We start from the raw sequence: 17,941 nt of genomic DNA on the forward strand, positions 1-17,941 counted from the left end.
GATTTTCAGGGCAGTACGGATTCCTTCGTCGCATAGACGGCCTCGGTGGCGTCCTTCTGCGGTCGCCACCACTGCTCGTTGTCGCGGTACCAGTCGACGGTCGCCTTCAACCCTGCTCGGAAGTCGACATAGGTTGGTGTCCAACCCAATTCGGTGCGGAGTTTGGTCGAGTCGATGGCGTAGCGCAGATCGTGGCCGGGGCGGTCGGTGACGAAATCGAATGCGTCGGGTGCGTTGCCGGTTTCTTCGAGGATCGCTTCGAGGACGGTGCGGTTGTTGGCTTCGCCGTCGGCTCCGATGAGGTAGGTCTCGCCGATGCGGCCACCGTCGATGATGGCCCAGACGGCGCTGTTGTGGTCGTCGACGTGGATCCAGTCGCGCACGTTCTGCCCGGCACCGTAGAGCTTGGGGCGTGAGCCGCTGAGGATGTTGGTGATCTGACGCGGGATGAACTTCTCCACGTGCTGGTACGGGCCGTAGTTGTTGGAGCAGTTGGAGATGGTGGAGCGGACCCCGAACGAGCGGGTCCAGGCGCGCACCAGCAGGTCGCTCGACGCCTTGGTCGACGAGTACGGGCTCGACGGGTTGTACGGGGTCGATTCGGTGAATCTCGCCGGGTCGTCGAGTTCGAGGTCGCCGTAGACCTCGTCGGTGGAGATGTGGTGGTAGCGGACGTCGTGTTCGAGGACCGCATTGAGCAACGTGGTGGTTCCGATGACGTTGGTGTGCACGAACGGCCACGGGTCGGTCAACGAGTTGTCGTTGTGGGATTCGGCGGCGAAGTGGACGACGAGATCCGTTTCGCGAACGAGGCGGTCGACGAGATCGGCGTCGGCGATGTCGCCGTGCACGAAGTCGATGAGATCGGCAACGGGGTCCAGGGAGGCCTTGTTGCCGGCGTAGGTGAGCTTGTCGAGCACGGTGACCTGGGAGTCGGGGCGCTGCGCGAGGGTCTGATGTACGAAGTTCGCGCCGATGAACCCGGCCCCACCCGTGACGAGAATTCTCATGAACAGGCACTTTACCGGTGGAGGGTCGTGCGGGCCGTTCTTGTCGGGCGCGCGTGCTAGCTTCTGTTCGACTTCGGGGGGAGTACGTCAATGGGTCTGGGAAAAATTCTTGTCCGTCTCGCGGCACTGATAACGCTGCTGTTCGGGCTCATGTGGGCAATTCCGCAGCTGGCTCCGCAAGTGCCGGAACCGTACGAGGGTGTACGGGCTCTGCCACCGGTGTCGCCGAAACCCACGGGCTCGACGACCGTGCCGCCGCCCCTGCCGCCGGGTTTTCCGTCGATGGAACGCCCGCCACCGCGAATCGACGTACCCGACGGGCAGCCGCAGCCCATCGCCACCAAATTCGGCTGGACTTACGACATTCCGGCTGACTGGGAGAATTGGAACGACGGATTCTCGGAGTGGGTCGGCGAGGACGGATCGACCGCAACATACGGCGCAATGGGTCTCCACGGACGATTCGATTGCGAAGGCGGTGAGTTCGAGTCTTCGGCAATCAGCGGAATGACCGGTCGTCGTGCCGGTGACTTGACTGTCCTCGCCTATCGAGAGGTGCAGAAAGCGTCGATGATCTTCACCAACGAAGATGGGTCTCTGGAACCCACCGTTCGCATCGAGGACCCCAAGTATCTGCAGATCGACGGAGCTCCGGCTGTCCACTACACAGCCCTGGTGGAAGACATACCGGATTCGCCGTACTGCCCTCCTCCCCGCGCCACATTCGACGTCGTCACGACTACCGGTTTCGCCACCGCAGAGGTCGCGGTCTTCGTCGTGCTTGCCGACCGTGATGTCGAGAACGCACTGACCGACGAAGACGTCGAAGGCCTCATCTCCTCACTACGGAAGAGCTCGACGGAATGACCGAACAGCTCGCGGCAAAAACACCCGAAATCGCCGGTCTCGGTAATCTTCTCGATCGCATCGGTGCCGATACCCTGGCCAGTCACCACTACTTGCTCGACAACGCCGGCCTCGGCGAGAACGTGGTCGGAGAAATTCTGAAGAAGCTGCGTCCGTATATCGCGCGCTTCCAAGAGATGACCCGCACCCGACACGTTCACCTGTCGGCCAACTGCGGCGAGATGGGGGCCGAGCTGAACAAAGCTGCCTGGTTGTATGCCGATCAAGACCGAAAGAATTACGACCTGCTCAACGCCCACACATCTCTGCCACCGCTACCCGGCAGCGACCGCGGGAGTTCGGATCACGCCGCGGCCGGGCATGTAGACGAATTCGACGGTGCCGCTGACTACGGTCATCCTCACAAAATCGATTATCCTCCAACCAATCCCGCCATCGACGACATCCGCGACGTGCTCGCCGATGCCTCCGAGTGGCTCGGCGAGATCGACCGAACGATCTTCGAACTCTCCGGGTGGAGTCCGCTACGCGAAGCGACCATTCCTGTCACCGGCAACTGGAACGAAATCCGTCGAATCGGTCAGGCGTACCAGATTGCGGGCGACGCCATGGAAGCCGCAGCCGAGTCGTTGGCTGCAGGAGTACGCCGCGTCGACGGTCACTGGAACGGTGCAGCCGCACAGGCATTCACCGACTATGCCGACCGACAACTCGCCGCAATGCGATGGGAAGGGCATGCCGGCCGAACGATCGCCGCAATCTGTACAGCCATCGCCGAGCAACTTCGTGGCGCAGCGCTGGCAGTGGTCCGCAAGATCGTCGAATTGCTCGAGTCCGAAGTGGCCGTCGACAACGCCCGCGGTGCGCTGAAGGTCGTGCTCAAGAAAGTGCCGGTGGTCGGCACTGCATGGCAGGTGGAGAGCATCATCGAAATATGCTTGACGGCAATGGATCTGACCAAGGATCTCATTGTGAAGATCGAGCAGGTGGTCGACGACTTCGGCGGGTTCCTCGACGCGCTCGGCGACCCCGAAGGCCAGGTGGGCCAGAAGATCGACGACACACTGCGGCCGCTGAACGACCTCCTCGACTACGGCAAGCAAGCCGTCGAAGCGGGCAAGACCGCGGATATCCGACCGGTACTCGACACACCGGACGAGGACTTCTCCGTCGGCACCGGCGACGAACCATGGCGGGACGCATGATCGAGTCACTGCCTCCGCACGCCCGCGCTGCCTACGACCGACTGATGGCATCCTGCGGAGAGCTCGAAGCCACGCGTACACGCGCCTCGAACGCAGACCTGAAAACCCGGACCGTCACAACGGAACTACTGGCCCGCGTGGCGTCCTCACCGCGAGCGTCGGCCGACCTGATCCACTACGCACGCCGCGTCGCGTCGGGTGAATGCAGTTGGGAACGAATCCAGGTGGACGCGAATCCGCTGCCTCCGGAGGTGGACGAGCTCACAGCCGATCCGCTGATCGTGTGGCCGTCGGAATGGCCGACATCGACGACCGAAGCCCCGTCTCAGCCCTATCGAATCCCGTGGGAGTGAGTGCCGCTGGACGTGTCAGGACCGTCGAACAGTGCGCCCGGCAAAAGCCGCGATGCGCTCGTACGCGTTTGCTCCGTCGGGTGCAGGCTGCTCGGGATCGAAGGCACCACCCCTGCGCTCATCGGTCATATTGGCCGACATGAACACCATCCCCTCCTCCGCCACGGTCTGGTCGAAGTCGTCGGTACCGCGCCCGAGCGCGGTCGCAAGGTCCCACGCGTGCACCGAAAGTTCAGCAGCGACCATGCCGGCCGGCAGCGGTGAACCTGCGTCGAGCTCGGTCAGCAGTTCGCGGGTCCGGGCGGTCCACAACGGAACCGGATCCGAGGAGGGCTCGGGTGCGGCCGACCAGTCGAGCTCCCCACCTCGCGCCATCGTCACCAGGTTGGCCGCGGTGTGCACCAGGTGGTCCGTCAGGTCAGCGACTGTCCACTCCGTGCAGGGCGTGGCCGACGCGCGCTCGGCGTCGGTCACTGCGGCCAGCAGTTCGGTGATCTGAGTGGCACCGGTGGCGATCTGGCTACTCGTCGTCACGTGGCTTGTCCTTTGTTCGGTCGACGGGCGGATCCGTCGGAACGGGGCAGGGCTGGCCGGAGTCTATGGGCAGTTGCCACCTCGCGCGCCGGAAACGAAGGTGCACGACCGAGCGGGTGATCGGAGGGTCTGGAAGACTTCGGGCTCATGCGGGGAATCATTCTGGCGGGCGGCACGGGCTCACGGCTTCATCCGATCACGATGGGAGTGAGCAAACAGCTGGTCCCGGTCTACGACAAACCGATGATCTACTACCCCCTCTCGACCCTGATCCTCGCCGGCATCCGCGAGATCCTCATCATCACCACACCCCAGGACGCCGACCAATTCGCACGACTGCTCGGCGACGGCTCCCAATTCGGCATCTCCCTGACCTACAAGGTCCAACACGAACCCAACGGCCTCGCCCAAGCCTTCGTCCTGGGAGCCGAACACATCGGCACCGACTCCGCCGCCCTGGTGCTCGGCGACAACATCTTCTACGGCCCCGGCCTGGGCACCCAACTCTCACGCTTCGACACCATCGACGGCGGAGCCGTCTTCGCCTACGAGGTCTCCGACCCCACCGCCTACGGCGTCATCGAATTCGACGACAACCGAAAAGCCGTGTCGTTGGAAGAAAAACCCACCGCCCCGAAATCCAACTACGCCGTCCCGGGCCTGTACTTCTACGACAACGACGTCATCGCCATCGCCCGCGACCTCGCCCCCTCCGCCCGCGGCGAATACGAGATCACCGACGTCAACCGCCACTACCTCGACGCCGGCCGCCTCCAGGTCGAAGTCCTCCCCCGCGGCACCGCCTGGCTCGACACCGGCACCTTCGACTCCCTCCTCGACGCCTCCAACTACGTGCGCACCATCGAACAACGCCAAGGACTCAAGATCGGATCCCCCGAAGAAGTCGCCTGGCGACGCGGATTCATCACCGACGACGAACTACGCGCCCGCGCCGAGACACTCGTCAAATCCGGCTACGGCCGCTACCTGCTCGACCTGATCGACCGAGGAAACCGATGACCTTCCGTGAACTGACAATATCCGGCGCCTACGAATACACCCCACGCCAGTTCGGTGACGACCGCGGCGTGTTCTTCGAATGGTTCAAAGCGAGCCTGTTCGAGGAAACGACCGGGCGAGCCCTGGATCTGAAGCAGGCGAACTGCTCGGTCTCCGCCGCCGGAGTGCTGCGCGGAATCCACTTCACCACCAACCCACCCGGGCAAGCGAAATACGTCACCTGCGCCCGCGGAGCGTTCCTCGACGTCATCATCGACCTGCGCGTCGGCTCCCCGACGTTCGGGCAATGGGACAGCGTGCTGATCGACGACGTAGACCGCAGAGCAGTGTTCCTCTCCGAAGGCCTCGGGCACGCCATCTTGTCGTTGGAAGACAACTCCACCGTCATGTACCTGTGCGGCCTCGAGTACACCCCGGCACTGGACCGCGACATCAACCCCCTCGACCCCGCCCTGGGCATCGACTGGCCCACCACCGGCCGCGACGGATCGCCTCTCACCTACGAGCTCTCCGCCAAAGACAAAGCCGCCCCCACCCTCACCGAAGCCCTCGAAGCAGGGAACCTGCCCACCTTCTGAGTAAGTCGTTGCCGGGGCGACACCGCGGCCGTGCGGCGTCGCCCCAACACCCGATGCGAAGGCTACAGACGGTCTTTCCGTCGACCGCGCGTGCTCCACAAAGGTTGAGCCGCAGCAAGTTCCGTTTCCGTCGCCGTCCGGAACGGAGACGCCGACTGGTCGACCTCCGGGCGCGCATCCTGCCCTCGGGTGGCTCGCAAACTGAGTATCACGGAGACCGCGAGAATCGACGAGATGACACCGAGCGAGACGGCGGTGGGGATGTAGAACACGTCGACCTTGAGTGCCATCTTGATGCCGACCCAGATGAGGACCAACGCCAGTCCCACCTTCAGATACACGAATCGGTGCATCAGGTCCGCGAGCAGAAAGTACATCGCGCGCAGTCCGAGAATGGCGAATGCGTTGGCGGTGAACACCAGGAAGGGGATGTCGGTGACGGCGAAGATCGCCGGGATGGAATCGACAGCGAAGACGATGTCCGTGACCTCGACGAGTACGAGCACCGCCAACAGTGGAGTGGCCAACGCAACGCCCCCGATGCGCACCACGAACTTCTGCCCGTAGAACGCGTCGGTCATGGGAACGTAGCGACGGAACAACCGCAGCGTACGAGACTGTTCGGGATCGAGATGCTCGTTGCGCTGACGCACTATGCGGTATCCGGTGAAGATCAAGAAGGCCGCGAAGAGGTAGAGCACCGCGCTGAAGCTGGCGATGAGGGCAGATCCCCCGGCGATGAAGATGCCACGAAAGACCAGCGCACCGAGTACGCCGAAGAACAGGACGCGGTGTTGCAACTCCCTGGGCACCGCGAAATACGTGAAGATGATGGCCCACACGAACACGTTGTCGACCGCCAGCGACTTCTCGATCAGGTAGCCGGCGAAGTACTGCTGGCCGAACTCGGCACCGGCGGTGGCCCAGATCAGTGCACCGAATCCAACGCCGAAAGCGACCCAGATACCGGACCAGACAGCCGCTTCGCGCACTCCGATGACGTGTGCTCGCCGATGGGCGAACAAATCGACCGCAAGCATAGCGACGATGAAGCCGAGTACTGCCACCCAAGCCCAAAATGGAACGGACATGACAACCTCCAGTTCGGTGAACTGGAGGTCTCTCCCGCCCGACGTGGGCCGCTCGCCGGGCCCGGATTGCCGGGCCGTGGTGACGACGAAGCTGCTGGGGGATACTCCCCTCCTGGGGCACATTGAACCAGGACTTCGGCCCGGGATCAAGGAAACTCAGCGCCCCACAACAGTTACCGAATTTTGAAGATCACGAACCGCTGCACCAGGAAGTTGATGACCGTCGCCGTTCCCTGCGCGACGACGAACGCCACGTTGGCGTACCAGAAGCCGTCGGGCAGAACCTGGTAGAGCCAGGTGTAGATCCCGACCTGGACGGCGAAGGTGACTCCGTACAACGCGACGACGGCGAAGAACCGAGCACGGGACGGTGCCGCGTTGAACGTCCACCGACGGTTGATCAGGTACGCCGTGGTGGTGCCGAGCACGAACCCGATTGCCTTGGCCAGAGTCACCCCGACGCCGAACACGAAATGCAGGATCAGATTGACGCCCTGATCGACGATCGCCGACAACACACCCGTCGCCAAGAACCGCACTACCTGCGTCTTGAGATCGAGGGCCGCGTCGGCGATGTTCTCGGTCAGTGGCAGCTCGACGGGCAGCGGGACGTGATGCTGCAGCTCGTCGTCCTCGGGCGACCAGTCGTCGTTCCCGGAGCCGTCTTCGATGGAGCGATCAGGGGTGGACACGAGGACTGACATTAGCTGCTATCGCAATGCGGGTACCCTCTTGAGCGATGTCCACGACAGCCGACGACGCACTCTTCCCCCTGGAACCACAGGCCGGGAACACTGCGCCGCTACCCACGCAGACCCGCACACTCACTGGTTGGGGCCGCACTGCGCCCTCCACCGGCGAGGTGCTCTCGACCTCCGACCCCGAGCTCATCGCGAACGCGGTCAAGCAGGTCGCCGAGCAGAACGACTCCAAGCCGGCTTACCTCCGACGCGGCGTCATCGCCCGCGGCCTCGGCCGCTCCTACGGCGACAACGCGCAGAACTCCGGCGGACTCGTCATCGACATGAATGCCCTCAACGGCATTCACAGCATCGACGCCTCGACGCGCATCGTCGACGTCGACGGTGGCGTCAACCTCGACCAACTGATGCGTGCTGCACTGCCGTTCGGTCTGTGGGTTCCGGTGCTTCCTGGTACCCGTCAGGTCACCATCGGCGGAGCAATCGGCACGGACATCCACGGCAAGAACCACCACAGCGCGGGCAGCTTCGGCAACCACGTCCGCTCGATGGAACTCCTCACCGCTGACGGTCAGATCCGCCACCTGACGCCGACCGGCAAGAACGCCAAGCTCTTCTGGGCGACGGTCGGCGGCAACGGCCTGACCGGCATCATCCTGCGCGCGACGATCGAGATGACGCCCACGGAAACGGCCTATTTCATCGCCGACGGCGACGTCACCAGCACCCTCGACGAGACCATTGCCCTGCACAGCGACGGCAGTGAGAACAACTACGACTACTCGAGCGCCTGGTTCGACGCCGTCGCTCCGCCCCCCAAGCTCGGCCGCGCAGCTCTCTCACGTGGATCGTTGGCGCGCCTCGACCAGCTTCCCGAGAAGCTGCAGAAAGATCCGCTGCGCTTCAACGCCAAGCCGCTCGTGAAGTTCCCCGATATCTTTCCGAACGGGCTCGCCAACAAGTACACGTTCTCCGCCGTCGGCGAGGCCTGGTACCGCAAGGCCGGCAACTATCGGAACAAGGTTCAGTCCCTGACAGCGTTCTACCACCCACTCGACATGTTCAGTGAGTGGAACCGCGCCTACGGCTCCAAGGGATTTCTGCAGTACCAGTTCGTGGTGCCGCCGGAGGCCGTCGACGAGTTCAAGAAGATCATCGTCGACATCCAGAAGTCCGGGCACTACTCGTTCCTCAACGTGTTCAAGCTGTTCGGGCCGGGAAACAAAGCGCCACTGAGCTTTCCGATTCCAGGCTGGAACATCTGCGTGGACTTCCCGATCAAGCCGGGCCTCAACGAGTTCGTCCGCGAACTCGACAAGCGTGTGCTCGAGTTCGGCGGTCGTCTGTACACCGCGAAGGATTCGCGCACCGACGCCGAGACGTTCCACTCGATGTACCCGCGGATCGACGAATGGATCAAGGTCCGTCGATCCGTTGACCCCACAGGCGTTTTCGCCTCCGATATGGCTAGAAGGCTGGAACTGCTGTGACGATAGACGCCGTAGGTAACCCACAGACGATTCTCGTTCTGGGTGGCACCAGCGAGATCGGTCTCGCGATCACCGAGGAGTACCTCTCGAAGTCTCCGGCACGCGTCGTTCTCGCTGCGCTGCCCAACGATCCGCTGCGTGAGAGTGCCGTTGCACAGCTCACCGCCAAGGGCGCGAAGTCCGTGGACGTCATCGACTTCGACGCACTCGACACCGCTTCGCATCCGAAGGTCATCGACGCGGCCTGGGCCAAGGGTGACGTCGACGTCGCGATCGTTGCCTTCGCCGTCGACTTCGATGCCGAGCAGCTCTGGCAGGACCAGCGCAAGGCCGTCCTGGCCGCGAACATCAACTACACCGCATCCGTGTCGGTCGGCGTTCTGCTGGGCGAGAAGATGAAGGCGCAGGCGTACGGCCGCATCATCGTCATGTCCTCGGTGGCAGGCGAGCGGGTCCGTCGCTCCAACTTCGTCTACGGCTCCACCAAGGCCGGTCTCGACGGTTTCTACCTCGGACTCGGAGAAGCGTTGCGCGAGTTCGGTCCTCGGGTCACGGTCGTTCGTCCGGGCATGGTGCGCACCAAGTTCAGCGACCACGTCAAGGAAGCGCCGATGACCGTCGACAAGGAGGTCATCGCGAAGCTCGCGGTGAACGCTTCGCGCAAGGGCACCCCGCTCATCTGGACTCCCGCACCGTGGCGTCTGGTGATGATGGTGCTGCGACACGTGCCGCGGCCGATCTTCCGCAAGCTGCCCATCTGATCTCGATGACTGACGGGGTTGCACCGGCTCGCAGAACCGCCTCTGCCGTCGGGGAGATCGTTCTCGGTGCGCTCGTCGCAGTCGTGGTGGCGACGGTCGGGCTGTACGCCTTCTCACTGGTTCAGTGGCCGGCGTTCAACTCGTCCAACGTCACTCGCGCTCTGACAACTCTGGGCCAGGTGGTAGCCGCGGCTCTGTTCGCGTCGTCGATCTACCTGTACCGAATCCGTAAGTGGCCGTGGATCGCTCGAATCACAGCGTGGGTCGGGCTGTCCGGCTTCGTTACCGTGACCCTCGGAATGCCCTTGGCGGCAACCAAGCTGTACCTGTTCGGCATCTCCGTCGACCAGGAGTTTCGGACCGAATACCTGACGCGGCTGACGGATTCGGCGTCGTTGCGCGACATGACGTACGCCGACATCCCACCGTTCTACCCCGCCGGTTGGTTCTGGCTCGGTGGACGGGTCGGCAACCTGCTGGGTATGGACGGCTGGGAAGTGTTCAAGCCGTACGCAATCGGACTGCTTGCTGTCACGTCGGTGGTCGCTTTCGTACTGTGGAAGGCCCTGATCCGCAGTGACTGGGCTGTCGCCGTCAGCGCTGTCACGACTGCATTGGTTGTCGCCTACGCCTCGCCCGAGGCCTACAGCGCCGTCATCGTGCTGCTGTTCGCCCCGGCATTGCTCCTGGCCTGGGGCGCGTTGCATCGCCCCGTCGGGATGAATGCGGCATCCAGTCGGTCAGACGGCAAGAATGGGACATTCATCCCCACGGGGGGACGCGCAGCAGGCGGCTGGGGAGCGGTAATCGGTACCGGCCTGTTCCTCGGCCTGGCCGCGACGTTCTACACCCTGTACCTGGGTCTGGCCGCGTTCACCGTCGTGCTGATGGCCTTGTTCGCCGCCGTTCTCGCCTGTCGCGAGCGCAAGACCTGGCGGGCCCTGATTCCCATTGCACTCAAAGTGGCTGCGATCGCCGTCATCTCGGGCCTCATAGCGGCGACGGTATGGCTGCCGTATCTCGTCGACTTCCTCCGCGGCGCACCGTCCACATCGGGCACCGCACTGCACTACCTGCCCGAGGCCGGTGCAACGCTTCCGTTCCCGATGTTCGAGTTCTCGATGATGGGCATTCTGTGCCTCTTCGGAACGGTATGGGTCGCAGTACGTTTCTCGTCGTCGCGTCGAGCACAGGCACTCGGAGTCGGCGTCGTCGCGGTCTACCTGTGGACGTTGCTGTCCATGGCGGCCACGGCTGCGGGCACCACACTGCTCTCGTTCCGACTCGAAGCGGTTCTCATCGTATTGCTCGGCAGCGCAGGCGTTTTCGGATTCCTCGAAGGCAGCCACGCGATCTACCAGGCCATCAACGAGCCACCGAAGTTCCGCATCGCTGCCGTCGTCGTCGCGACCATCGGCGCAATGGCCTTCGCGCAGAACATCCCCCAGGTACTGCAGAGCGAGATCACCGTCGCGTACTCCGACACCGACGGTGATGGCAACCGTGCCGATATGCGTCCGCCGAGCGCCGTCTCGTACTACCGCGAGGTCGACGACGCCCTGACCGAACAGACCGGTCGACCGCGCGACGAAACCGTCTTGCTCACTGCGGACACCTCGTTCCTGAGCTACTACCCGTACTTCGGATTCCAAGGACTGACGTCGCACTACGCCAATCCACTGGCGCAGTTCGATCAGCGGGCCGACGCCATCGAGCGGTGGACCGAGCTCGAGACCCCCGACCAGATGATCGAGGCGCTCGACACCAGCCAGTGGCGCGCCCCCGACGCCTTCCTGTTCCGCCGCGGTGCCGACGGCTACACCTTGAGACTGGCGGAGGACGTCTACCCGAACGATCCGAACGTGCGGCGCTACACCGTCACCTTCCCCGAGTCACTGTTCGAGGATCCACGCTTCACCGTGACCGATATCGGCCCCTTCGCACTGGCGGTGCGCACTGCATAAACGCCATGCGCGCCGGATCGAGACCGCGGCCGCAGGCCGAGTACGTCACGGCACAAGCGGGTTACCCGCGGCAGGCGCCGGCAGCACCTGACGAGCCGTGATCTCATCGCCACACGAGTCACACTCGAGCCTCACGTGTGCGTTGCCCCCACAGTCGCGGTGCGTGTAGTGCACGGGGACACCGTCGGGTGCCATGTACGCGTCGCCCCAGTCTTTGAAGGCCATCAGAATCGGATAGATGTCGTGGCCCTTGCGGGTCAGCCGGTATTCCGCGTAGGTGGAATCGGTCTGCACCTTGGCGAGAATGTCGTGCTCGACGAGGCGGTCGAGTCGATCCTGCAGCCGACTTCGTGAGATCCCCATGGCGCTCTGGAAGTGGTTGAAACGGCGAACCCCTGCGAACGACCACTTCAGAATCACCAGCGTCCACCGGTCACCCAGAACGGACAGAGACCTCGAAATCGAGCAGGGCACATCGGCCAGCTCCGCATGACGCATACCGTCGACCTTACCCAGCAGTCTCGAAACGAGACTATTGCTGCTACTTTGTAGTCTCGAAATGAGACCAGGGGTGTACATGGACGCTGTGACAGACGATCGAGGGCAGCAATTCTCGGCACTCGCCGGAATTCTCGAAGAACGCTGGACGTGCAGACAGTTCCGGCCGGATGCAGTGCCACGCGGCGATATCGAGCGTGTGCTCGCCCTGAGCCAGCGCACACCGTCGTGGTGCAACACCCAGCCGTGGCAGGTCATCGTGACGGAAGGGGAAGGGACAGACCGCTTCCGCCGGACACTCCAGGACCACGTCCGCGGCGGCGGCCCCGTGCAGAGTGACATCCCCTTCCCCACCCAGTACGCCGGCGACTATCGCGACCGTCGCCGTGCGTGCGGACTGCAGCTCTACGACAGTGTCGGCATCGAGAAGGGGGATCCGCGCGCCCTTGCTCAGATGCTCCGTAACTTCGACTTCTTCGATGCGCCACACGTCGCCGTGATCACCACCGAGGCCGATCTCGGCGAGTACGGAGCGATCGACTGCGGTCTGTACGTCAACACCTTTTTGCTCAGCGCACACAGCCTCGGCATCGCAACCGCCCCACAGGCCGCCCTCGCGTCGTACTCCGATTTTCTGCACGATTACTTCGACATACCGGAGCACCGGCGCATCGTGCTCGGTATCTCGTTCGGATACGCGGACCTGGAGCACCCGATCAACTCGTTCCGAACCGAACGGGCAGACGTGACGAACGTGACCACCTGGATCGGTGACTGATCCGTACATAGGGGTGGGGCGGCGTCGCACTCCAGCCGGTGTGACCCAGCACGTTCGAGTTTTCGCCGACCGTGATCTTTCTGTAACCTCGACGCGATGACCACCCACGACCAGAGAGTTCTCGAGCGGCAGCCGACCACGGCACCGGCTCGACACTCCGGCGTCGGGCGAGGCGACCTCGTGGCGGCCGTCGGATTTCTGATCGCCGCCGTGTACGTCCTACAGGGTCAGTGGCGCAATCTGAACGGCGGCTACCTCTACAACAGCGGCCAGGACCAGACGATGTGGGAGTGGTTCTTTTCCGTCGCCGCCCATGCCGTCGCGCATCTGGACAATCCACTGTCCAGTGACCTGCAGAATTACCCGCTCGGGGTGAATCTGATGGCGAACACGGCGATGTTCGGCATCTCCATCCCGCTCGCTCCGATCACGCTGTTGTTCGGACCCACCGTCACCTGGGCAATCGCCCTCGCCGCCGGCCTCGCAGGCACCTCGTTCGCCTGGTACTGGCTGTTCTCGCGTCAGCTGAACGCGTCCAAGGGTGCCGCCGCAATGGGCGGCGCACTGTGCGGGTTCGCGCCCGGTGCCATCTCCCATGCCAACGGCCACCCCAACTTCGTGGTGCTGTTCCTGCTCCCGGTCATCGCGATGCTGGTCACCCGCATCGCACACGGCGGCGGAACCACCAAGAACACCGTCGGGCTCGGCCTGATCGTCGCGCTGCAGATCCTGCTCGGCGAAGAACCGCTGCTGATCTTCGCGATGTCGTTCGCCATCTTCGCCGTCGTCTACTACCTGTCCCGGCCGCGTTCCCTGTGGCGGGCCGTACGCAATGCCGTACCCCGGCTCGCGGTGTCGGCGACCATCGCGCTGGCCATCGTCGCCTTGCCGCTGTGGTGGCAGTTCTTCGGACCGCAGTCGTACTCCTTCCTCGAACACGGCCCGATGGGCAACGACGCCAAAGCCCTGTTCCAGTTCCCGACGCAATCCATCGGTGGCGTCGCCACCCCAGGTCAGAACGTACGGATCAACGCCACCGAGGAGAACGCCTACTTCGGCTGGCCGCTGCTCGTGCTGTGCCTCGTGGCGGCAGTGTGGATGTGGCGTGTTGCCTGCGCCAGAGCCGCGGCTGCCACGGCCATCGTCATGAGCGTGCTCTCGCTCGGCGCAACGCTGATGATCGGCAAGAACGACACCGGCATCACCCTGCCGTGGACGAAACTCGCCGAATACCCACTCGTCGAATCCGTCCTCGAGACCCGCTTCGCCCTCGGCGCGGTCCCCGCACTCGCTCTGTTGCTCGTCCTGGCCACCGATCGGACGTTCCGCAACGGACTACGGCCGTTGCCTGCATTCTGGATCGCCGGACTCGCCCTCGCCCTCGTTCCGCTGATCCCGACGCCGCTGGTCACCGTCGACAAATCCCCCACACCTCGGTTCTTCGCCGACGGCGATTGGCAGAACTACGTCGACGACGGTTCCGTCGTCACCGTCCCTCTCCCACGGCCCGAGGACGCCCGGCCGCTGCGTTGGCAGATGGACGCGGACATGGGCTTCACGCTTGCCGCCGGATACTTCGTCGGACCGAGCGATCAGGAAGAGAAGGTCGCCAAGTACGGTGCCGTCGATCGCCCGACGGCGCTGCTGCTCGGCTCGGTCTACGACTCCGGCACCGTTCCGGAAATCACCGCCGATCAGCGCAGCCAGGCGGCGCAGGACATGAGCTTCTGGGAAGCCGACGTCGTGGTACTTCCGCCGAGCAAGAACACCGTCGCCCTGCGCAGCACGGTCACCGAGCTGCTCGACGTCCAGCCGCAATACACCGGCGGCGTATGGGTGTGGGATGTGCGCTCGCTCGTCCAATAGCATCGCCGGTGTGCCTGCGACCGCTCCGAACATCACGACTGCCCGGCTGATAGCGATCGTCACCGGCATCATCGGTGCCGTCCTGGCCATCGCCACTCCGCTGCTGCCGGTGCAGCAGGACGTCTCCACGCTGTCGTGGCCGCAGAGCTCGTTCGGTAGTGTCAACGCTCCGCTGGTGAGCTACTCCCCGCTCGATCTGGACGCGACGATCCCGTGCAGTACTGCCACTCGGCTCGACGGCGGCGGCACGGTGATGTCCACCGCTCCGATCGCAGCGGCGAAAACCGAGCAGCGAGCACTGACCGTGCGGGTCGACGACGATCGACTGCAGGTGCTGCTTCGCGATCGCGTTCTCGCCGAGGCTCCCGTATCCGACCTGGCCTCCGATTGCGCGCTGACGATCTCCTCGAACGCCGCTCGCACGGTGGTCGACCTCGGCGGCGCGGCCACCACTGTCGACGGCGACGTCCGACCTCAGGTCGTCGGCATCTTCACCGACCTCACCGCGTCGGTCGACGGTCTGAACGTGCGCGTGGACATCGACTCCCGTTACTCCTCGACCCCGACGACGTTCAAGCTGCTGGCGATGATCGTCGGCGCGCTGGCCGTCGTCGCCTCCCTGTTCGCATTGCATCGCCTCGACAGCGTGGACGGTCGGCGTCACCGCCGCTTCCTGCCGTCACGCTGGAAGTCGGTGACCGGCGTCGACGCCGTCGTCGTCGGGGTGCTGGTGTTGTGGCACTTCATCGGTGCCAACACCTCCGACGACGGCTACCTGCTCAACATGGCACGCGTCTCCGAGCACGCCGGATACATGGCCAACTACTTCCGCTGGTTCGGCGTTCCCGAAGCACCGTTCGGCATGCCGTACTACGACATGCTGGCCGCCCTCGCCAAAGTCAGCACCGCCAGCATCTGGATGCGCCTGCCTGCCACCATCGCCGCACTGCTGTGCTGGCTCGTCATCAGCCGCGAGGTCATCCCCCGCCTCGGGCGCGCGGTACTGACCAACCGCGTCGCGCTGTGGACCGCAGGCCTGGTGTTCCTCGCCTTCTGGCTGCCCTACGACAACGGACTGCGCCCGGAACCCGTCATCGCCCTGGGCGCGCTGCTCACGTGGTGCTCGATCGAGCGTGCGATCGCCACCGGACGACTGTTGCCCGCCGCGGTCGGCACACTGATCGCCGCCTTCTCGCTCGCCGCCGGACCCACCGGACTGATCGCCGTCGCCGCGCTGCTCGCCGGACTCCGCCCGATCGTGATGATCATCGTCAAACGAGCCCGCCAAGTGGGGTTGCTCGCGGTCCTCGCGCCGCTGATCGCGTCGGGACTGGCCGTGGTGATCGCGATCTTCGCCGACCAAACTCTGAGCACCGTGCTCGAAGCGACCCGGGTGCGCTCGGCTCTCGGACCCAACGTGCCCTGGTTCGAGGAACGGGTGCGCTGGGACGCGTTGATGACCATCTCCCCCGACGGCTCGCTCGCCCGACGATTCGGCATGTTCGCGATGCTGCTCTGCATCGTCGTCTGCATCGCGGTGATGCTCCGCAAGAACGGACGCATCCCCGGTACCGCCACCGGGCCATCGCGTCGGATACTCGGAATCGTCTTGGGCGCACTGGCTTTGATGATGTTCACCCCCACCAAGTGGACCCACCACTTCGGTGTGTACGCCGGTCTCGCCGCGTCTCTCGGCGCACTGGCAGCGGTGGCCGTCACGGCGGCTACCGTCCGATCCCCGCGAAACAGAACGCTGTTCACCGCCGCAGTGCTGTTCCTGACGGCCGTGGCGTTCACCAGCTCGAACGGCTGGTGGTACGTCTCGAGCTACGGCATTCCGTGGTTCGACAAGCCGCCGTCCATTGCCGGCAAGGGCTTCTCGACCATCCTGCTCGGCCTGACCGTGCTGACCCTGCTGTATGCCGCGTACCAACATGTCCGATTGCCTTATCGCACAGCAGAAACCACCACGCGTCGACGCTTCGCACCCTCCGCGTTGACCATCGTCGCAGGCGGTGTCGTCGCATTCGAAGTGCTCTCGTTCGCCAAAGGTGCTGTGGCCCAATACCCTGCGTACTCCATCGCGCGATCCAACTTCTCCGCACTCGCCGGCAACTCGTGCGGACTCGCCGGTGACGTGCAGGTGGAGACCGACGTCAACGGGTCCGTCCTGCAGCCGATCGACCCCGCCCCGGACGCGCTGGGAGCAGGTGGCAGCACCGGATTCACCCCGGACGGCGTCGCCGAAGACCTCACGGCCGACTCCGAGGACACCGCCCAGGGCAGTGCCAACTCCATCCGCCCCGAGGACTCCGAAGAGAGCGCGTCGGCCACCTCGTCGAACTCCGCAGGCACCTCGGGCGGAACCAACGAGAACGTCGGAATCAACGGCAGCACAGTCGCTCTGCCGTTCGGACTGAACCCCGAAACGACCCCGGTCCTCGGCAGCTTCGGAGCGACCGAGCCCGCGTCACTGACCTCCGGTTGGTATTCGCTGCCTGGAGAGGGCGACCTGATCGCCATCGCCGCCGCAGGCCGAATTCGCTCGGTGGACAAGGACGGCATCGTCACCCCGGGCCAACGCGTCGAACTGGAATACGGACGCCGCGACGGCGGCGACGTCCAGGCACTCGGCCGTGTCACGCCTCTCGACATCGGCCCCGCACCGTCGTGGCGCAACCTGCGCGTACCGATGAACGACCTACCCGCCGACGCGAACGCCGTTCGCATCGTCGCCGAGGACAACGACCTGGCCGGAGATCAGTGGCTCGCCGTCACTCCCCCACGCGTCCCGAAAACTCAGACGCTGAATTCTCTGGTCGGGTCCACCGACCCCGTTCTGCTCGACTGGGCGGTCGGGCTGGCGTTCCCGTGCCAGCGTCCGTTCGATCATCGCTACGGCGTCGCCGAGGTGCCGCAGTACCGCATCCTGCCCGACCGAACCGGAGCCGAATCCACCAACGCCTGGCAGGATTCTTTCGGTGGCGGCCCGCTGGGGTGGACCGAACTGCTGCTCGGTGCCCAGACTCTGCCGTCGTATCTGGCCGACGACTACGCCCGCGATTGGGGGTCGATCGAGAGATACACGCCACTCGATCCGGCTGCCGCGACCGCCCGGATCACCGTCGAGCAACAGTCTCGGTCGGGACTGTCCAGCGACGGCCCGATGAAGACCGGCTGATTCCCTGTTTCTCCATCGGATCCGGGGACGGCGCCTGTGTGACC

General features: G+C 64.4%; 16 protein-coding genes. 11 read left to right on the forward strand and 5 right to left on the reverse strand.

Annotated features, from left to right (window positions below; genetic code table 11):
• Nucleotides 1–5 precede the first annotated feature (5 nt).
• Nucleotides 6–1,010: a dTDP-glucose 4,6-dehydratase gene (gene rfbB, locus VF34_RS12855; RefSeq protein ID WP_032374164.1), complete on the reverse strand. Its 1,005-nt coding sequence runs from the start codon at nt 1,008–1,010 to the stop codon at nt 6–8.
• A gap of 90 nt (nt 1,011–1,100) precedes the next feature.
• On the opposite strand from rfbB, the gene VF34_RS25290 reads away from it, so the two are divergent.
• The 3 genes from VF34_RS25290 to VF34_RS12870 are packed head-to-tail and all read left to right on the forward strand — an operon-like array spanning nt 1,101 to nt 3,435.
• Nucleotides 1,101–1,877 (forward strand): DUF8017 domain-containing protein, encoded by a 777-nt coding sequence (locus VF34_RS25290; RefSeq protein ID WP_052063013.1) that lies wholly within the window; start codon nt 1,101–1,103, stop codon nt 1,875–1,877.
• Nucleotides 1,874–3,082 (forward strand): WXG100 family type VII secretion target, encoded by a 1,209-nt coding sequence (locus VF34_RS12865; protein ID WP_032374165.1) that lies wholly within the window; start codon nt 1,874–1,876, stop codon nt 3,080–3,082. Before VF34_RS25290 ends, VF34_RS12865 begins: the two co-directional genes overlap by 4 nt.
• The gene (locus tag VF34_RS12870; RefSeq protein ID WP_032374279.1) at nt 3,079–3,435 is read left to right on the forward strand and encodes a hypothetical protein; all 357 of its coding nucleotides are present in this window, start codon (nt 3,079–3,081) and stop codon (nt 3,433–3,435) included. The genes VF34_RS12865 and VF34_RS12870 overlap by 4 nt, the downstream gene beginning before the upstream one ends.
• Before the next feature lie 15 nt (nt 3,436–3,450).
• Here VF34_RS12870 and VF34_RS12875 read toward each other — a convergent pair whose 3' ends face one another.
• Complete coding sequence (locus VF34_RS12875) at nt 3,451–3,969, reverse strand: maleylpyruvate isomerase family mycothiol-dependent enzyme (protein ID WP_052063015.1); 519 nt, start codon at nt 3,967–3,969, stop codon at nt 3,451–3,453.
• Nucleotides 3,970–4,116: 147 nt separating this feature from the next.
• Here VF34_RS12875 and rfbA point away from each other — a divergent pair, with 147 nt between their 5' ends.
• Nucleotides 4,117–4,989, forward strand: a complete 873-nt coding sequence (rfbA, locus tag VF34_RS12880) for a glucose-1-phosphate thymidylyltransferase RfbA (RefSeq protein WP_032374166.1) — start codon at nt 4,117–4,119, stop codon at nt 4,987–4,989.
• Nucleotides 4,986–5,567, forward strand: a complete 582-nt coding sequence (locus VF34_RS12885) for a dTDP-4-dehydrorhamnose 3,5-epimerase family protein (protein ID WP_032374167.1) — start codon at nt 4,986–4,988, stop codon at nt 5,565–5,567. Before rfbA ends, VF34_RS12885 begins: the two co-directional genes overlap by 4 nt.
• Nucleotides 5,568–5,629: 62 nt before the next feature.
• On the opposite strand, the gene VF34_RS12890 is transcribed toward VF34_RS12885, so the two are convergent.
• On the reverse strand, nt 5,630–6,658 hold the full coding sequence (locus tag VF34_RS12890; RefSeq protein WP_032374168.1) for a TerC family protein: 1,029 nt from the start codon (nt 6,656–6,658) through the stop codon (nt 5,630–5,632).
• A gap of 173 nt (nt 6,659–6,831) precedes the next feature.
• Nucleotides 6,832–7,350 carry a GtrA family protein gene (locus VF34_RS12895; protein ID WP_080733317.1) on the reverse strand — a complete coding sequence of 173 codons (519 nt, stop codon included), beginning with the start codon at nt 7,348–7,350 and terminating at the stop codon, nt 6,832–6,834.
• Between the two features lie 47 nt (nt 7,351–7,397).
• Between VF34_RS12895 and VF34_RS12900 the strand changes: the two genes are divergently transcribed.
• The 3 genes from VF34_RS12900 to VF34_RS12910 are packed head-to-tail and all read left to right on the forward strand — an operon-like array spanning nt 7,398 to nt 11,574.
• On the forward strand, nt 7,398–8,849 hold the full coding sequence (locus VF34_RS12900; RefSeq protein ID WP_027494795.1) for a decaprenylphosphoryl-beta-D-ribose oxidase: 1,452 nt from the start codon (nt 7,398–7,400) through the stop codon (nt 8,847–8,849).
• Nucleotides 8,846–9,610, forward strand: a complete 765-nt coding sequence (locus tag VF34_RS12905; protein ID WP_032374169.1) for a decaprenylphospho-beta-D-erythro-pentofuranosid-2-ulose 2-reductase — start codon at nt 8,846–8,848, stop codon at nt 9,608–9,610. The genes VF34_RS12900 and VF34_RS12905 overlap by 4 nt, the downstream gene beginning before the upstream one ends.
• Before the next feature lie 5 nt (nt 9,611–9,615).
• On the forward strand, nt 9,616–11,574 hold the full coding sequence (locus VF34_RS12910; RefSeq protein WP_045841506.1) for a galactan 5-O-arabinofuranosyltransferase: 1,959 nt from the start codon (nt 9,616–9,618) through the stop codon (nt 11,572–11,574).
• A gap of 45 nt (nt 11,575–11,619) precedes the next feature.
• On the opposite strand, the gene VF34_RS12915 is transcribed toward VF34_RS12910, so the two are convergent.
• Entirely contained in the window at nt 11,620–12,072 is a 453-nt protein-coding gene (locus tag VF34_RS12915) for a winged helix-turn-helix transcriptional regulator (RefSeq protein WP_032374170.1), read from the reverse strand.
• A gap of 79 nt (nt 12,073–12,151) precedes the next feature.
• On the opposite strand from VF34_RS12915, the gene VF34_RS12920 reads away from it, so the two are divergent.
• The 3 genes from VF34_RS12920 (at nt 12,152) to VF34_RS12930 (ending at nt 17,897) form a co-directional block, all read left to right on the forward strand.
• A complete protein-coding gene (locus tag VF34_RS12920) occupies nt 12,152–12,850 on the forward strand; it encodes a nitroreductase (protein WP_045841680.1) in 699 nt (232 codons plus the stop codon).
• 96 nt (nt 12,851–12,946) lie between these two features.
• On the forward strand, nt 12,947–14,716 hold the full coding sequence (locus VF34_RS12925) for a hypothetical protein (protein WP_032374171.1): 1,770 nt from the start codon (nt 12,947–12,949) through the stop codon (nt 14,714–14,716).
• 10 nt (nt 14,717–14,726) lie between these two features.
• Nucleotides 14,727–17,897, forward strand: coding sequence for an arabinosyltransferase domain-containing protein (locus VF34_RS12930; RefSeq protein WP_230595289.1), 3,171 nt, complete (start codon nt 14,727–14,729; stop codon nt 17,895–17,897).
• Nucleotides 17,898–17,941 lie beyond the last annotated feature (44 nt).

Source organism: Rhodococcus sp. PML026 (genome assembly GCF_000963615.1).
Taxonomy (GTDB): domain Bacteria; phylum Actinomycetota; class Actinomycetes; order Mycobacteriales; family Mycobacteriaceae; genus Rhodococcoides; species Rhodococcoides fascians.